Origin of the sequence: Rathayibacter sp. AY2B7, from assembly GCF_002931635.1 — a bacterium.
In the GTDB taxonomy this organism is placed as follows: domain Bacteria; phylum Actinomycetota; class Actinomycetes; order Actinomycetales; family Microbacteriaceae; genus Rathayibacter.
This window is the reverse complement of record NZ_PSUC01000094.1, coordinates 1-15,108: the sequence shown is the minus strand read 5'-3', so window position 1 is coordinate 15,108 and position 15,108 is coordinate 1. Positions and strand designations below refer to the sequence as shown.

Here is a 15,108-nt window from a genome sequence, read left to right as displayed (position 1 = left end):
GCGAGGGTGCCGGTCTGCGGGAGGATCGTGCCGATCTTGAGGGACAGGTCGCCCGAGCCGCTGTCGCCGCCCGCTCCGCCCTCGGCCGCGTCGCAGCCGTCGGTGCCGCTCGCCGACTCCGCGCCGCCGGCCTACGGGTCGCCGCCGCCCCCGCCCGCGTACCCCTCGGCGCCTGCCTACTCCTCCGCGCCCGGCCACTCCTCCGCGCCCGGCCACCCCGCCGCCTACGCGGCCGCACCGGCGCCCGTCGTCCCCCGCACGCTGAGCCTCGTCGGGATGATCCTCGGCATCGTCGGCCTGGTCATCACGCTCTTCGCCGCCGGCTTCGGCTTCCTGCTGTCGGCTCCGGCCGTCGTGCTCGGCTTCCTCGGACGCCGGCGCGAGCCGGCCGCGCGCGGCTTCGCGCTGACCGCGATCATCACCGGGTTCGCCGGCATCGCCGTCTCGCTGATCTACCTGGCGGTCTTCCTCGTCTTCGTCGTGGTCGCCCTCGCCGCCGGCACCTCCGGCTACTGAGCCGGCGCGGGCCGCTCGACGCGCTCCGCGAGCAGCGCGCGGTGGCGCCCGGCGATCCGCGTCAGGATCAGCACCGCGCTGCCGGTGCCGGAGAGGCCCAGCCGCTTGCGGAAGCGGGCGGGATCGACGTCCACCCCGCGCTTCTTGATCTCGAGCACGCCGATGCCGCGGGTGCGCAGCTCCTTCGCCAGCGTGCGCTCGTCCAGCGGCAGCTCGGCGAGGACCCGGAAGCTGCGGAGGAAGGGCGAGGCGGCCGCATGGTCGCCGGTCAGGTAGGCGATGCCGGGCGAGAGCATCCGCGAGTCGCTGGAGCGCGCGAGCTCGCCCAGGAGGCGCGCGCGGATCGCGGAGCCGTCCGGCTCGTGCACGAACGCGCCGAGGGGGCCGACCTCCTCGTCCTCGCTGTCGCCCGCCGCGGTGAGCTCGGAGGAGCCGGCCGCGCCGAGCAGCAGAGCGGAGCGGCGCACGCCCGGGCGCGCCAGAGAACCGAACCAGAGCCCGGTCTCGACCAGCTCCCCGTCGACCGAGACCCACTGCGCCTCGGCGTCCCGCGGCAGGCGCTCGCGGTCGAAGCCGGGACCCACCTTCACGCCCACGGGACGGTGCTCGGCCAGGCCGAACGCGAAGTCGAGCGAGGGGGAGTAGTCGTCCGGATCGTCGAGCCGGCGGGTCTCGCGGTGGCCGGCCGTGCGGCGTGCCGGGTCCAGGTAGACCGCGTCGAAGCCGTCGAGGTCGAAGGCCTCGGCCGTGGAGTGCACGGCGCTCGCCGCGGGGAACGGGGCGAGGTTGAAGCTGGCCAGGGTCGCGGTGACCTCGTCGGCCTCGACGGCGGTGACCGCCAGGTCGATCGCGGCCATCGCGAGGGCGTCGCCGCCGATCCCGCTGCCGAGGTCGGCGACGCGCGCCGCTCCCGCCGCAGCGAACCGGCCGGCGTGCAGGGCGGCGACGCGCAGCCGCGTCGCCTGCTCGAGTCCCGCGTCCGTGAAGAGCATCGAGCGGGCGAACTCTCCGAACTTCGCCTCCGCCTTCTGCCGGAGCCTCGCCTGGGTGAGCACCGCGGCGACGAGGACGGGGGAGTGGCCGGCGGCACGGAGGCGTGCCACAGCCCGCACCAGGTCGTCGGACCGGTAGCCGTCGAGGGAGTCGAGGAGCCGGAGGCCCTCGGGGGAGAGGAGCTCGACCAGCTCGTCGCGTCGCATCCGGCCATGGTAGGCCACGGCCTCCCGGCGGGTCCGCCGCCCTGCTTGGCACTCTGATTGCACGAGTGCCAGCGGAGCCCCTACGATGGATCTAGCACTCTCGGAGCGTGTGTGCCAGAACCGCGTTCCGCCCACATCGTCGTCAAGAAAGAGGTCAACCGTGTCGGTGTCCATCAAGCCGCTCGAAGATCGCATCGTCATCAAGCAGGTCGAGGCGGAGCAGGTGACCGCTTCCGGTCTCGTCATCCCCGATACCGCCAAGGAGAAGCCGCAGGAGGGCGAGGTCGTCGCCGTCGGACCCGGTCGCATCGACGACAACGGCAACCGCGTGCCGCTCGACGTCGCCGTCGGCGACAAGGTGATCTACTCCAAGTACGGCGGAACCGAGGTCAAGTTCGGTGGCGAGGACCTGCTGGTCCTCTCCGCTCGCGACGTCCTCGCGGTCGTCGTCCGCTAGGCAGCATCCCTCGGAAGGGCCCGTCGACCTCGGTCGCCGGGCCCTTCCGTCGTTCCCGGTCCTCCTCGCGACCAGTGGCCTGATCCGCCCGCTGCGGGGCCGTCCTCCCACCCCGTGCCTGCGTAGCATCGGGGGAGTGACCAGCTCCCGCACCCCTGCCGAGTCCGTCTCGCCGTCCCCTTCGGACGTGCCCGTCGGCGAAGGAGTGGAGGCGCTCGGAGCGGCGGGACGCCCGGGCGGGATGTCCGGCACGGGGCTGCTGTTCGCGTTCTCGGCCTACCTGCTCTGGGGTGCGATGCCCCTCTACTTCATCGCGATGGCGCCGGCCTCGCCGTTCGAGATCGTCGCGTTCCGGGTGCTCTTCTCGCTCGTCTTCTGCGTGATCCTGCTCACGGTCCTCCGCGGCTGGCGCTCCTTCGGCGCGCTGCTGCGCCGCCCCCGCCTGCTCGGCGTGATGGCGATCGCGGGCGTGCTCATCTACGTCAACTGGCAGGTCTACGTGATCGCCACGACCACGGGCCACGTCATCGAGGCGGCCCTGGGCTACTTCATGAACCCGCTGGTCACGGTGCTGCTGGGCGTCCTGGTGCTGCGCGAGCGCCTGCGGCCCCTGCAGTGGGCCGCGATGGGCGTCAGCGCGATCGCGGTGCTGGTCATCGCGGTGGGCTACGGGTCCTTCCCGTGGATCTCGCTCGCCCTCGCCTTCTCGTTCGGCCTCTACGGCCTGGTGAAGAGCCGCGTCGGCGGCACGGTGGACGCGGTCGGCGGGCTGACGCTCGAGACGCTCTGGCTGACGCCGCTCGCCGTCGTGCAGCTGGCGGTCGTCGGCTCCACGGTGGGGCTGACCCTGACGACGGAGGGGACGGGGCACGCCCTCATCCTCGCCTCGGCCGGGATCGTCACGGCCGTCCCGCTGCTCCTGTTCGCGGGCGCCGCCCGGCGCCTCCCGCTGTCGATCGTCGGCTTCGTGCAGTACCTGACGCCGTTCCTGCAGTTCCTCGTCGGGGCCTTCGTCCTGCACGAGGAGATGCCGCTCGAGCGCTGGATCGGCTTCGCGCTGGTGTGGGCCGCCCTGGCGATCTTCTCAGGCGACCTCGTCGCCGCGGAGCGCAGACGGCGCCGATTGTCCGTCTGATCTGCGGAACGCGTCGTCCTGACGCGGCGCGACAGCGGAATGGTAACGATCCGGTCGCGAAACGTATTGGTAACACCCCTGTATTGTTCACGGCTGCTTCGGAGGTTAGGTTGGCCGAGCGGTTGCCACCGGCGCCGCTCCCACTGACACACACCTCTCAAGGAGCAACATGGGCGTTTACGCGAAGGCCGGCTCGGCCCGCGCGCGGTCCCTCCGGGCAACCCTCGGCGGCGTCGCCATTCTGGGCGCCAGCGCTCTCGTCCTCGCCGGCTGCGCCGGCGGCGGCGACAGCGGATCGGGCGGCGACAGCGGCTCGGGCGACCTGTCCCTCAAGATCGGCACGATCCTCCCGCAGACCGGCACCCTCGCCGTCCTCGGCCCGCCCGAGATCGCGGGCGTCGACCAGGCGGTCGTCGACATCAACGACGCCAAGGCCGGCATCACGATCGACGTGGAGCAGAAGGACTCGGGCGACACCACGACCGACATCGCGACGCAGTCGGCCACGTCCCTCATCGCCGACAACGTCTCCGCCATCATCGGCGCGGCGTCCTCGGGCGTCTCGAAGACCTTCATCGACCAGGTGACCCAGGCGGGCGTCGTCCAGATCTCGCCGGCCAACACCTCGCCGGACTTCACGACCTACGACGACGACGGCTACTACTGGCGCACCGCTCCCTCGGACGTGCTCCAGGGCCGCATCCTCGGCAACAAGATCCTCGGCGACGGCAAGACCAACGTCTCGATCCTGTACATGAACGACGCGTACGGCACCGGCCTCGAGAAGAACATCAAGGAGACCCTCGAGGCGGGCGGAGCATCCGTCGCGGCCGAGGAGATCTTCGAGCCGGCGTCGACCGACTTCAACTCGGCGCTGACCTCGGTCCTCGCCCCGAACCCCGACGCGCTGGTCGTCATCTCGTTCGACGAGATCAAGACCATCGCGGAGCAGCTCTCGGCCAAGGGCTTCGACTTCTCGAAGCTCTACGGCACGGACGGCAACTACGGCGTCATCGGCGAGTCCGACACCAACGTCGACATCGCCGGCGCGCAGTTCACCAACCCCGGCGTCCAGGCGTCCGAGGACTTCCAGGGCAAGCTGCAGTCGCTCGTCGAGTCGCAGGGCAACGACGCGCTGACCGTGTTCAGCTACGCGCCGGAGTCGTACGACGCCACGGTCCTGACCGCTCTCGCCGCGCTCCAGGGCAAGGCGACGGACGGTGCGACCATCCGCGACAACCTCATGTCGGTTTCGGAGGGCGGCACCAAGTGCACGACCTTCGCCGACTGCGCGAAGCTCATCGCCGACGGCGAGGACGTCGACTACGACGGCCTCTCCGGCCCGATCTCGTTCGACGAGAACGGCGACACCAGCGAGGCCTCGGTCTCGATCTACAAGTACGGCACGGGCAACACCACCTCCTTCGAGGAGACCGTCGAGGGTTCGCTGAACTGACGACGCGGTGACGCGGCTCCTGCCGCATCCCTGAGGGGCTCGGTCTTCGGACCGGGCCCCTTCGCCGTTCCCGGAGCGCAGAGCCGGAGACGCGTCGTCGCGCGGACGCAGCGAGGCGCGGCGGTCGTCCGCGAGCGCGACCGCTGCCGGGTGCGGGCGGACGGCTCCGCGGCGTCCAGGGCCTCGCGTCCCGTCGAGGAGACGCTCGGGAGGAGGAGCGGCTCGGACGGCCTGTGAACGGCTCCGAGCGCCTCTCCCGGCCTCGAGGGGGCGCCCTGCTGAACCGCGGGCGGGAGCGACGACGTCGAGCGGGAACGCAGAAGCGCGCGCCCTCCAGTGGGAGGACGCGCGCTCGTGGAGTGCGGAGGGCCTAGGAGGCGCGGAGCAGCTCCGCCTCCTGCGCCAGGCGGTACGTGACGAAGGAACGGCTGTAGTTGCGGCGCTTGCCGCCGGCGGTCTCGGCGATGACGACCTGGGCGTAGACGCCGACGACGCGCCAGCGCTCGTAGTCGCCGATCGCACCGGTGCCGAAGCCGGCTCCGAGTTCCACAGGGGCGGGGGTGTAGCTCTTCATGGTCGGCTCCTTCGAGGCGGACGACGCGGCGCTCGAGGCGCTGCGGGGAGGGGAGGAGATCGGCGACCGATCGCGGTCCCTACCGGGGGAGAGGGGAGCGGGACGTCCCCCTGCAGGGCTGTCCCGTGTCCCCAAAACTACGGCAGGAAGGGCGATATCCTGTCCCCCTCGTGGGGGTCGCCGAAGCGGAGAGACTCTCGCTGTCCTGCCCTCGTCCCGCGGACAGGAGACCGAAGGTCCGGCCCGCCGTTCCGCCGACTTCCCGGGGGTTCGGCGGGCATCGCGGAGAGACCGGTGAAGGCCTGTCCGCGCCGGGAGAGCGGCCCCCCCGCCTCCCTTCTGCGGCACCCCGTGCCGGCGCGTCTCCGGGCACCGAGCCGCCTGCCTTCCCGCCCTGCTCGGAGTGGTCTCCGAGCCGCCCGGCGCCCTGGGCGAGCGGCCCCGCCTCCGCCCCGGAGCCGCACCGGCCCCTCGGCCCCGCTCGCGCCCGCTCCGCGCCCCGGCAACGACGAAGGGCCCGTCGTCCGGAGACGACGGGCCCTTCGCAGCGGGGATCAGCCGCCGACGGTCGGGGTGCTCGTGGTGACCTCGTTGGTCGTCGCGAGCGTGCCCAGGTAGAGCTCGATGACCTTGGGGTCGTTCATCAGCTCCCGGCCCGCGCCCTCGTAGGCGTCGCGGCCCTGGTCGAGGACGTAGCCGCGGTCGCAGATCTGCAGCGCCCGCCGCGCGTTCTGCTCGACGATCATGATCGAGACGCCCGCGCGGTTGATCCGCTGCACGTTGACGAACGTCTCGTCCTGCCGCATCGGGGACAGGCCGGCGCTGGGCTCGTCGAGCAGCAGCATCGACGGGTCCATCATCAGAGCCCGCGACATCGCCACCATCTGGCGCTCACCGCCCGAGAGCGACCCCGAGCGCTGCTTGAGCCGCTTGCTGAGCTCCGGGAAGAGCTCGGTGACGAACTCGAGCCGCTCCCTGTACAGCTTCGGCTTCTGGTACATGCCCATCTCGAGGTTCTCCTCGATGGTGAGCGACGGGAAGACGTTGTTGTTCTGCGGCACGAAGCCCACGCCCTTGGACACCAGCCTGTCGGCCTTGAGGCCGGTGATGTCCTCGCCGTTCAAGAGGACGGTGCCCTGGCGGATGTTGACCAGGCCGAACATCGCCTTCAGCAGCGTCGACTTGCCGGCGCCGTTCGGGCCGATGATCCCGACGAGCTCGCCGCGCTTCACGTAGACGTTCGAGCCGTTGAGGATGTTGACCCCCGGCACGTAGCCGGCGTGCAGGTCGTGCGTCTCGAGGGTGTTCGGAGTCGTCGTGTCGGCGGTCATCTCTCGTCCTTCTCGAATTCGACGGCCGGGGCGTCGGTCGTCGGGGCGACGCTCGTCGGCGCGGAGGCCGACGGGGACGCCGTTCCGGCGGCCGGAGCGTCGTGGCCGGGCGTCGGGACGCCGGCCTGCTCCGCCTGCCGCTCCACGTCCTCGCGGACGAGGTCGGAGTCCATCTCCTCGGCGATCTCGAGCTGGCCCTCGATCGTGCCCAGGTCGGTGTCGTGGTGCGCGCCCAGGTACGCGTCGATGACGGCCGGATCGTTCATCACGGTCGAGGGCGGGCCCTCGGCGACGACCTTGCCCTCGGCCATCACGATCACCCAGTCGGCGATCGTGTTGACCATGTGCATGTCGTGCTCGACGAAGAGCACGGTCATGCCCTCGTCCTTCAGGTTCACGATGTGGCCCAGGAGCGACTGCGTCAGCGCCGGATTCACGCCGGCCATCGGCTCGTCCAGCATGACGAGCTCGGGCTCCGACATCAGCGCCCGCGCCATCTCGAGCAGCTTCTTCTGGCCGCCCGACAGGCTCGACGCGTAGTCGTCCCGCTTGGTGTCCAGCTTGAACTTCTCGAGCAGGCGGATCGCGCGCTGCTCGATCGAGTCCTCCTCCTTCGACCACAGCGGGCGGATGAGCGAGGTGAAGATGTTCTCGCCCTTCTGCCCCTTCGCGCCGAGCAGCATGTTCTCGAGCACCGTCATGCCGCCGAGCGCCTTGGTGAGCTGGAACGTGCGCACCATGCCCATCCGCGACACCCGGTAGGCCGGGACGTTGGCGAGGTTCTTGCCCTTGAAGTTCCACTTGCCGGTGTTGGGCTTGTCGAAGCCCGTCAGCAGGTTGAAGAACGTGGTCTTGCCGGCTCCGTTCGGGCCGATCAGGGCGGTGATGGATCCGCGGGGGATCTCGAGGTGCTCGACGTCGACCGCGGTCAGGCCGCCGAAGCGGCGGCTGACGTTGTCGGCGACGACGATGGGGTCCTTCTTCCTGACCCCGGGGACGATTGCTTCCTCGGTGATGTCCGAGACCGGCGTCTTAGGCAAAGTGCAGATCCTTCTTCTTGCCGAAGATCCCCTGGGGTCTGAAGATCACCAGGAGCATGAGGGCTACCCCCACCACGATGAACCGGATGGGTCCGGTCTGCACGGTGGTGAGGCGGATGAGGTCGTTGTTGAGGACCCCGGTGTCGATCCCGAGCGTGAGCAGTCCGTCGGTCAGACCGAGGACGACCCAGAAGATGATCGAGCCGACGACGGGTCCGAAGACCGTCGCGGCGCCGCCCAGCAGCATGATCGTGTAGAGGAAGAACGTGAGCTGGGTGCCGTAGTTGTCGGGCTGGAGCGAGCGGGGGAGGATGAACAGCGCGCCTGCGAGGCCACCGAGCACGCCGCCCAGGATGAGCGCCTGGATCTTGTACGAGAAGACGTTCTTGCCGAGCGAGCGCACGGCGTCCTCGTCCTCGCGGATGCCCTTGATGACGCGGCCCCAGGGGCTGCGCATCAGGAGGAACACCAGGAGGCAGGCCAGGAGCACGAGGCCCCAGCCGACGATCCGCACCCACCACTGGTCCTGGCTGTAGGTGAGGACGCCGATGCCCCAGCGGCCCTCGGGGAGCGGGTTGAGGTCGTTGAACGCCTTCGCCGCGCCGTTGATGCCCTCCGAGCCGCCGGTGATCGCCGAGAACTCGGGGGTCTTGACCGAGAGCCGGATGATCTCCGCCGCCGCGATCGTGACGATCGAGAGGTAGTCGGCCCGCAGCCGGAGCGTCGGGATGCCCAGGATGAGCGCGAAGACGGTCGCCGCGACGATCGTCGCGAGGAAGGAGCCCCAGACGGGCCACTCGAACTTGACCGAGGTGATGGCGAAGGCGTAGCCGCCCACCGCCATGAAGCCGGCCTGTCCGAAGTTGAGCAGCCCCGTGAATCCGAAGTGGATGACCAGGCCGATGGTCGCCAGCGCGTACGCGGCGACAGTGGGATCGACGATCTGCCCGATCGCCAGCCAGATGAAGTTGAGGTTCATGGTGTCCTAGCCGATCCGTTCCTTGCGGCCCAGGATTCCCTGCGGCCTGACCAGGAGGATGATGATCATGAGAACGAGCGGAGCCACGTACTTGAGGTTCTCCGGGATCCAGATCGTCGAGATGTTCATCATCAGTCCGATGATGAGCGAGCCGACCAGCGCGCCGTAGGCGGAGCCGAGTCCGCCGAGGGTGATCGCCGCGAAGATCAGCAGCAGGATCGACGCTCCCGTGTCCCAGCGCAGCGACTGGTAGTAGCCGATGTAGACGCCCGCCAGTGCGGCGAGAGCGCCCGACATCACCCAGACGACGCGGATGACGCGCTCGACGTTGATGCCCGAGGCGGAGGCGAGGGCCCGGTTGTCCGAGACCGCCCGCATCGCCTTGCCGATCTTCGTCTTCGTGAGGACGTAGGCCACGGCGACGATGCAGACGACGCCGACGACGGCGCCGACGATGTCGGTGAACTTCAGGCTGATCCCGAGCTCCGGCACCGTGAAGAACGGAGCGGTGCTGTTGGGGAGCGAGAGGCGGTCGGCTCCGAAGAAGAAGACGAACACGTAGCGCAGGGCCAGCGAGAGGCCGATCGTCACGATCATCAGCGGGATGAGCTGGATGCCCTTCTTCCGCAGCGGCTTCCAGAGCAGTCCGTCCTGGACGAAGCCGAAGGCCCCGCCGAGGATCACCGCGATCGGGATGGCCAGCAGCGCCGGGAGTCCGAAGACCCCGGAGAAGAGGTACGCCATCAGTGCGCCGAACGTGACCAGCTCGCCGTGGGCGAAGTTGTTCAGGCCGGTCACGCCGTAGATCAGCGAGGCGCCGATCGCCGCGAGGGCGATCAGGAGCCCGAAGATCAGTCCGGTGACGACCTTCGGCCAGAAGATGATCCAGAACGTGTCGGCCGATACCGGCTGGTTCACCGCGTTGGACGTCCCGTCGGGGTTCGTCGCGTCGTTGCCGGTCGTGCCCTCGGTCGCGGGGCTCGTCGGAGCCGCGGAGTCAGTCGGGACCGGGACGGTCGCTCCGGAGCCCTTCGGGTTGGCCGTCGAGACGATGAAGTTCACGATCTGGTTCTGCGAGGCGACGATCTTCACCTGCTTCGGGTTCTGACCCGCGGCGGGGTAGCCCTTGTCGGCGGGCAGGGACTCCTCGTCGACGGTCACCGTGTAGGTGCCCGCGGCGTCGAGGGGGAACGTGGCCCGGCCGTCCTCGCCGGTGGTCACGGTCGCGGAGGCGTCGCCGCCGATCTCGACGGTCACCCCCGTCAGGTTCTCGTTCGTCCCCTGCACGCGGACCCAGGCGATGATCGACTGGTCGGCGGTGGTGGCGGCGAGTGCGGCGGGGGCCGCCGCGGCGATCCCGGTGAGGGTCGCGGCGAGCAGACCCAGGGCCAGGAGCCGGTCTCGGAGCCTCGGGCGTCTCCTATCCACGGGGCGCCTCCCGGTCCGTCGGATGCAGGGTCGTCGAGCGCTGGCGGCGCATCGAACGGCTGGCTGTGAGCAAGACGTCTACCTCTCGTCAGGGTGCACAGACGGATGGGGTCTCCGGGCACGCCCGAATCGCCGTCGTCAAACAACGTTGGTTGACCATACGTTCCGCATGTGTCGGCGGTGTTTCACCGTCCGCACTTACGCGTGACGACATTATGAGGGAGAGGAGAGCGCTCCAGCGCCCATCCGCGGCCCGGCGGCCGCGCAGTCGAGGAATACCGCGAGCCTCACGGCGCTTAAGATCGAACAACCGTGGCGCTCGTGAGCGGACTCCTCCCGTCCTCTCCGGGCTCCCGCACTCGACCTGCTAAGGGGCATTGATGGACCAGCCGGATCCCTTCGGATTCCTCGGACTCACCTACGACGACGTCATGCTCCTCCCGGGGCACACCGACGTCATCCCGAGCGAGGCCGACACGGCCTCCCGTCTCACCAAGCGCATCAGCGTGGCGACCCCGCTGCTCTCCGCGGCGATGGACACCGTCACCGAGGCGCGCATGGCGATCGCGATGGCCCGCCAGGGCGGCCTCGGCGTCCTGCACCGCAACCTCTCCATCGCCGACCAGGCCGACCAGGTCGACCGGGTGAAGCGGAGCGAGTCGGGCATGGTCTCGAACCCCGTCACGACCACCCCGGACGCCACCGTCGCCCAGGTCGACGACCTCTGCGGCCAGTACCGGATCAGCGGCCTCCCCGTCGTCGACTCCACCGGCGTGCTCGTGGGCATCATCACCAACCGCGACATGCGCTTCGTCTCGCCGTTCGAGAAGGCGACCACGCTCGTCCGCGACGTGATGACCAGCACCGGCCTCATCACGGGCCGCGTCGGCATCCCGGACAGCGAGGTCATCGCCCTCTTCGCGCAGCACAAGATCGAGAAGCTGCCCCTCGTCGACGCGCAGGGCAAGCTCGCCGGCCTCATCACGGTCAAGGACTTCGACAAGTCGGAGCAGTACCCCAACGCCACGAAGGACGACGAGGGCCGCCTGCGGGTCGGCGCCGCGATCGGCTTCTTCGGCGACGCCTGGCAGCGCGCCACCGCCCTGCTCGACGCGGGCGTCGACGTGATCGTCGTCGACACCGCCAACGGCGACTCCGCCGGCGTGCTCGACATCATCCGCCGCCTGAAGTCCGACTCCGCGTTCGCCGGCGTCGACGTCATCGGCGGCAACGTCGCGACCCGCTCCGGGGCGCAGGCCCTCGTCGATGCGGGCGCCGACGCCATCAAGGTCGGCGTCGGCCCCGGCTCGATCTGCACCACCCGCGTCGTCGCCGGCGTCGGAGTCCCGCAGGTCACGGCGGTCTACGAGGCGTCCCTCGCCGCGCGCGAGTCCGGCGTACCCGTGATCGCCGACGGCGGCCTCCAGTACTCCGGCGACATCGCCAAGGCGCTCGTCGCCGGCGCCGACACCGTCATGCTCGGCTCGCTCCTCGCGGGCTGCGAGGAGAGCCCCGGCGACCTCGTGTTCCAGAACGGCAAGCAGTTCAAGACCTACCGCGGGATGGGCTCCCTCGGCGCCCTGCAGACCCGCGGCGAGCGGACCTCCTACTCGAAGGACCGCTACTTCCAGTCCGACGTGCCCACCGACGACAAGCTGATCGCCGAGGGCATCGAGGGCCAGGTGCCCTACCGCGGCCCGCTCGCGAACGTGGCGTACCAGCTCGCCGGCGGGCTCCGCCAGTCGATGTTCTACGTCGGAGCGCGCACCATCCCCGAGCTGAAGGAGCGCGGGAAGTTCGTGCGCATCACGGCGGCCGGGCTGAAGGAGTCGCACCCGCACGATGTGCAGATGGTGGTGGAGGCGCCGAACTACCGGCGCTGAGGGGGTCTGGTGGGGCCGGCGGCGGATCGGGATCGCGGCCCCTCCGGCGTGGTGGGCGTATGGGCCGCAGGCCCATCGGGCAGAGGGGCCGCGATCCCGATCCGCCGCCTCCCTCCGGGAGACGAGCACCGATTCTCGGCTGAGAGGCGGGGGACGCAGCGCGAGCGGCGCGGGGCGCCGCCGCGACTGCGGGGGGAGGGCTTCCGCCTTTGTTGATGCGGGGGAGTGGTCGTGCGCCGCGCGCGAGCGCGACGGAGTGGGGACGGGCTTCCCGCGTTGCAGCGAATCGTGGTGGCGGCCGCGCAGGCTTCACCTGCTGGTGGTGTGCGCCCGCTCGCGTCGATCACGGCCTGGTGCGGAGCCCGGTAGGAGCGGTAGCCGACGATCGTTCCGCCGGATCGTCGAGGCGCGGGCGTACGCCTCTGCGGAACGTGGCCACCTGCCCGGGCCGACCGCGGGCAAGCGATCAGGGCCTCCCGTGCAAGGTGGGAGAGATAACCGTCGATCCGCGTGCGAGCGGATCGGCGTAGCGCGGACGCAGGACGCTCTGCGGAACGCGACCGCCCGCTCGGGCCGACCGCGGGCGAGCGGCGAGCGGCGAGCAGCGAGCGGAGCGAGGAGCGAGCCACGGCTGACACCGCTCAGCGGTAACCGTCGATCCGCGTGCGAGCGGATCGGCGTAGCGCGGACGCGGGACGCTCTGCGGAACGCGACCGCCCGCTCGGGCCGACCGCGGGCGAGCGACGAGCGGAGCGAGGAGCGAGCCACAGTAAACTCAGCGTCATGGAGATCGAGATCGGTCGCGCCAAGCGCGCCCGCCGCGCGTACGCCTTCGACGACATCGCCGTCGTCCCGAGCCGCCGGACGCGCGACCCCGAGGTCGTGTCGGTGAAGTGGTCGATCGACGCGTACCAGTTCGCGACGCCGATCCTCGCCGCGCCGATGGACTCGGTGGTGTCGCCGGCGACGGCGATCCGGCTCGGGCATCTGGGGGCGCTGGGCGTCCTGGACCTCGAGGGCCTGTGGACGCGGTACGAGGACCCGGAGCCGCTGCTCGAGGAGATCCGCAGGCTTCCGGCCGAGACCGCGACGCAGCGGATGCAGGAGATCTACTCCGCTCCGATCCGCCCCGAGCTGGTGACCGCGCGCCTGGCCGAGATCCGCGCCGCGGGCGTCACCGTCGCCGGGGCCCTCTCGCCCCAGCGGACCGCGGAGCTGTACCAGACCGTCGTCGACGCCGGGGTCGACGTGTTCGTCATCCGCGGCACGACCGTCTCGGCCGAGCACGTCTCGCGCGACACCGAGCCGCTGAACCTCAAGAAGTTCATCTACGAGCTCGACGTGCCCGTCATCGTCGGCGGCGCCTCCACCTACACCGCGGCCCTGCACCTCATGCGCACGGGCGCCGCGGGCGTCCTCGTCGGGTTCGGCGGCGGTGCCGCCTCCACCACTCGCACGACGCTCGGCATCCAGGCTCCGATGGCGACCGCGGTCGCCGATGTCGCCGGCGCTCGCCGCGACTACCTCGACGAGTCGGGCGGACGCTACGTGCACGTCATCGCGGACGGCGGCCTCGGCACCTCCGGCGACATCGTGAAGGCCGTCGCGGTGGGCGCGGACGCCGTGATGCTCGGCTCGGCGCTGGCCCGCGCGACCGACGCTCCGGGCGGCGGCTGGCACTGGGGCGCGGAGGCGCACCACCCGCAGCTGCCGCGAGGCCGCCGCGTCGAGGTCGGCACCGTCGGCACCCTCGAGCAGGTCCTCTACGGCCCGGCAACCGGCGCCGACGGCACGGCGAACCTCATCGGCGCCCTGCGCCGCTCGATGGCGACGACCGGCTACTCCGACCTCAAGGAGTTCCAGCGGGTCGAGGTCGTCGTCGCGCCGTACCAGCCCAGCTGACGCTCACCGACCGAGGCGATCCGGACCGTCGAGGCCGTCGCGAACAGCGGGCTCTCTGGACGGCCCGGGCGTCCCTCGACGCGGCGGACGCCGGAGCGGGCCGGACGGATGAGCAGGGGGCCGGCGTCGTAGGCCTCGCGCCAGCCCAGCGGACGACGCTGCGGACCCGCGCGCGGAGCCGGTCCTCCCGGCGCGTCTCGGCGAGAAGCACGTGCTCGGGCGAGCGGTCTCGGAGGAACGCCGGGTCGGTCCAGGTCGACGGCGGTCTGCGCGAGATCCGAGACGGCGAGTCCGTCGATCAGTGCGGGTGAGGGCGGACGCGCGCTCCGCGACGCCGTTCCACGTCCGACTGACCAGGTCGGTCGCCCCTCGACATGCACGGTCTGCGCGAGCGGCTCGACCGAGGGGAGTCCGCGGACCGCCGCCGCCGACTCCGGAGGAAGAAGGGCGTGGTCCAGGTCGCGGCCACGGCGTCGATCCGCGCCCGCTGCCGCTCGTCCTCGGAGGCCCCCGCCCACTCGCCGGTCCGCGCGTACCGCGGCGCAACCGCATGAACTCGTCCGACCGGCGGCACGCCCCGTCTCGACAGATCCCCACTGCACGCTTCCGTCCACCATTCCCTCCCTCCGCTCCCTCTGTGGAGACTCCCCTCCACCCCCTGTGGACATTGAGGGAACCCCGGACCGTCGATCCCGCCGGGAACTGCGGGATCCCTCGACGGGTCGGGGTTCCCTCGGCAGGAGGGCTCCGCACGCGCCTAAGCTGGAAGTCCCGAGTGGGAGCGCCGCACGGCGCGGAGGGAGCACGCATGGTCGAGGTCCGCAGGGTCAAACTGCCCGGTGTCGGCGTTCTGCACACGTTCCTGACGGCCGACGGCGGCAAGGTCGGCGTCATCGCCCACCGCTCCGGCCACAGCGACCTGATCACGTTCGCCGAGGGCGACCAGGACGGCGCCAAGGTGTCGCTCCGCCTGAGCGACGACGAGGCGCACACGCTCGCCGAGCTGCTCGGCGGCACGCAGATCACGGAGTCGCTGACCGCGCTCGACCAGATCCCTGGCCTCTCGATCGACTGGTTCACCGTCGACTACGACGATCACATCGCCGGACAGCAGCTCGGCAAGCCCGCCGACCGCGGGATCGTCGGGCTGACCGTCGTCGCCGTGGTCCGGGGCGACGCCGCCAATCCGGCGCCGGCCCCCGACTTCC

13 protein-coding genes are annotated in these 15,108 nt (G+C 70.8%); 7 read left to right on the top strand and 6 right to left on the bottom strand.

The window, feature by feature from the left end:
* Positions 1-516, top strand: a 516-nt coding sequence (locus C5C27_RS13755; RefSeq protein ID WP_258066756.1) for a hypothetical protein, incomplete at its 5' end; no start/stop codon positions are given.
* On the opposite strand, the gene C5C27_RS13750 is transcribed toward C5C27_RS13755, so the two are convergent.
* On the bottom strand, positions 510-1,715 hold the full coding sequence (locus tag C5C27_RS13750) for an SAM-dependent methyltransferase (RefSeq protein WP_104251222.1): 1,206 nt from the start codon (positions 1,713-1,715) through the stop codon (positions 510-512). The genes C5C27_RS13755 and C5C27_RS13750 overlap by 7 nt on opposite strands.
* A 160-nt stretch (positions 1,716-1,875) precedes the next feature.
* Here C5C27_RS13750 and groES point away from each other — a divergent pair, with 160 nt between their 5' ends.
* The 3 genes from groES (at position 1,876) to C5C27_RS13735 (ending at position 4,763) form a co-directional block, all read left to right on the top strand.
* On the top strand, positions 1,876-2,172 hold the full coding sequence (gene groES / locus C5C27_RS13745; protein ID WP_097167691.1) for a co-chaperone GroES: 297 nt from the start codon (positions 1,876-1,878) through the stop codon (positions 2,170-2,172).
* Positions 2,173-2,413: 241 nt separating this feature from the next.
* Positions 2,414-3,307, top strand: a complete 894-nt coding sequence (gene rarD / locus C5C27_RS13740) for an EamA family transporter RarD (RefSeq protein WP_104314682.1) — start codon at positions 2,414-2,416, stop codon at positions 3,305-3,307.
* Between the two features lie 169 nt (positions 3,308-3,476).
* Positions 3,477-4,763 (top strand): ABC transporter substrate-binding protein, encoded by a 1,287-nt coding sequence (locus C5C27_RS13735; RefSeq protein ID WP_104238457.1) that lies wholly within the window; start codon positions 3,477-3,479, stop codon positions 4,761-4,763.
* 370 nt (positions 4,764-5,133) lie between these two features.
* Here C5C27_RS13735 and C5C27_RS13730 read toward each other — a convergent pair whose 3' ends face one another.
* From C5C27_RS13730 to C5C27_RS13710, 5 genes are all read right to left on the bottom strand, one after another.
* The gene (locus tag C5C27_RS13730) at positions 5,134-5,337 is read right to left on the bottom strand and encodes a hypothetical protein (RefSeq protein WP_104314681.1); all 204 of its coding nucleotides are present in this window, start codon (positions 5,335-5,337) and stop codon (positions 5,134-5,136) included.
* Positions 5,338-5,891: 554 nt separating this feature from the next.
* The gene (locus tag C5C27_RS13725) at positions 5,892-6,668 is read right to left on the bottom strand and encodes an ABC transporter ATP-binding protein (RefSeq protein ID WP_104314680.1); all 777 of its coding nucleotides are present in this window, start codon (positions 6,666-6,668) and stop codon (positions 5,892-5,894) included.
* A complete protein-coding gene (locus C5C27_RS13720; RefSeq protein ID WP_104224730.1) occupies positions 6,665-7,708 on the bottom strand; it encodes an ABC transporter ATP-binding protein in 1,044 nt (347 codons plus the stop codon). Before C5C27_RS13720 ends, C5C27_RS13725 begins: the two co-directional genes overlap by 4 nt.
* Positions 7,701-8,687 (bottom strand): branched-chain amino acid ABC transporter permease, encoded by a 987-nt coding sequence (locus C5C27_RS13715; RefSeq protein ID WP_104224731.1) that lies wholly within the window; start codon positions 8,685-8,687, stop codon positions 7,701-7,703. The genes C5C27_RS13720 and C5C27_RS13715 overlap by 8 nt, the downstream gene beginning before the upstream one ends.
* 6 nt (positions 8,688-8,693) lie before the next feature.
* On the bottom strand, positions 8,694-10,115 hold the full coding sequence (locus C5C27_RS13710) for a branched-chain amino acid ABC transporter permease (RefSeq protein WP_104224732.1): 1,422 nt from the start codon (positions 10,113-10,115) through the stop codon (positions 8,694-8,696).
* A 380-nt stretch (positions 10,116-10,495) separates the two neighbouring features.
* Between C5C27_RS13710 and guaB the strand changes: the two genes are divergently transcribed.
* The 3 genes from guaB to C5C27_RS13690 all read left to right on the top strand — a co-directional run.
* Positions 10,496-11,998 carry an IMP dehydrogenase gene (gene guaB, locus C5C27_RS13705; RefSeq protein ID WP_104224733.1) on the top strand — a complete coding sequence of 501 codons (1,503 nt, stop codon included), beginning with the start codon at positions 10,496-10,498 and terminating at the stop codon, positions 11,996-11,998.
* A gap of 783 nt (positions 11,999-12,781) precedes the next feature.
* Positions 12,782-13,900: a GuaB3 family IMP dehydrogenase-related protein gene (locus C5C27_RS13700; RefSeq protein ID WP_104224734.1), complete on the top strand. Its 1,119-nt coding sequence runs from the start codon at positions 12,782-12,784 to the stop codon at positions 13,898-13,900.
* A gap of 808 nt (positions 13,901-14,708) precedes the next feature.
* Positions 14,709-15,108: cation:proton antiporter regulatory subunit (locus tag C5C27_RS13690; RefSeq protein WP_104314684.1), on the top strand; the 400-nt coding region annotated here is incomplete at its 3' end.

Coding starts and splice junctions, on each gene's coding strand:
- C5C27_RS13750 (WP_104251222.1), bottom strand. CDS start 1,715: ATGCGACGCGACGAGCTGGTCGAGCTCCTCTCCCCCGAGGGCCTCCGG.
- rarD (WP_104314682.1), top strand. CDS start 2,414: ATGTCCGGCACGGGGCTGCTGTTCGCGTTCTCGGCCTACCTGCTCTGG.
- C5C27_RS13735 (WP_104238457.1), top strand. CDS start 3,477: ATGGGCGTTTACGCGAAGGCCGGCTCGGCCCGCGCGCGGTCCCTCCGG.
- C5C27_RS13730 (WP_104314681.1), bottom strand. CDS start 5,337: ATGAAGAGCTACACCCCCGCCCCTGTGGAACTCGGAGCCGGCTTCGGC.
- C5C27_RS13725 (WP_104314680.1), bottom strand. CDS start 6,668: ATGACCGCCGACACGACGACTCCGAACACCCTCGAGACGCACGACCTG.
- C5C27_RS13715 (WP_104224731.1), bottom strand. CDS start 8,687: ATGAACCTCAACTTCATCTGGCTGGCGATCGGGCAGATCGTCGATCCC.
- guaB (WP_104224733.1), top strand. CDS start 10,496: ATGGACCAGCCGGATCCCTTCGGATTCCTCGGACTCACCTACGACGAC.
- C5C27_RS13700 (WP_104224734.1), top strand. CDS start 12,782: ATGGAGATCGAGATCGGTCGCGCCAAGCGCGCCCGCCGCGCGTACGCC.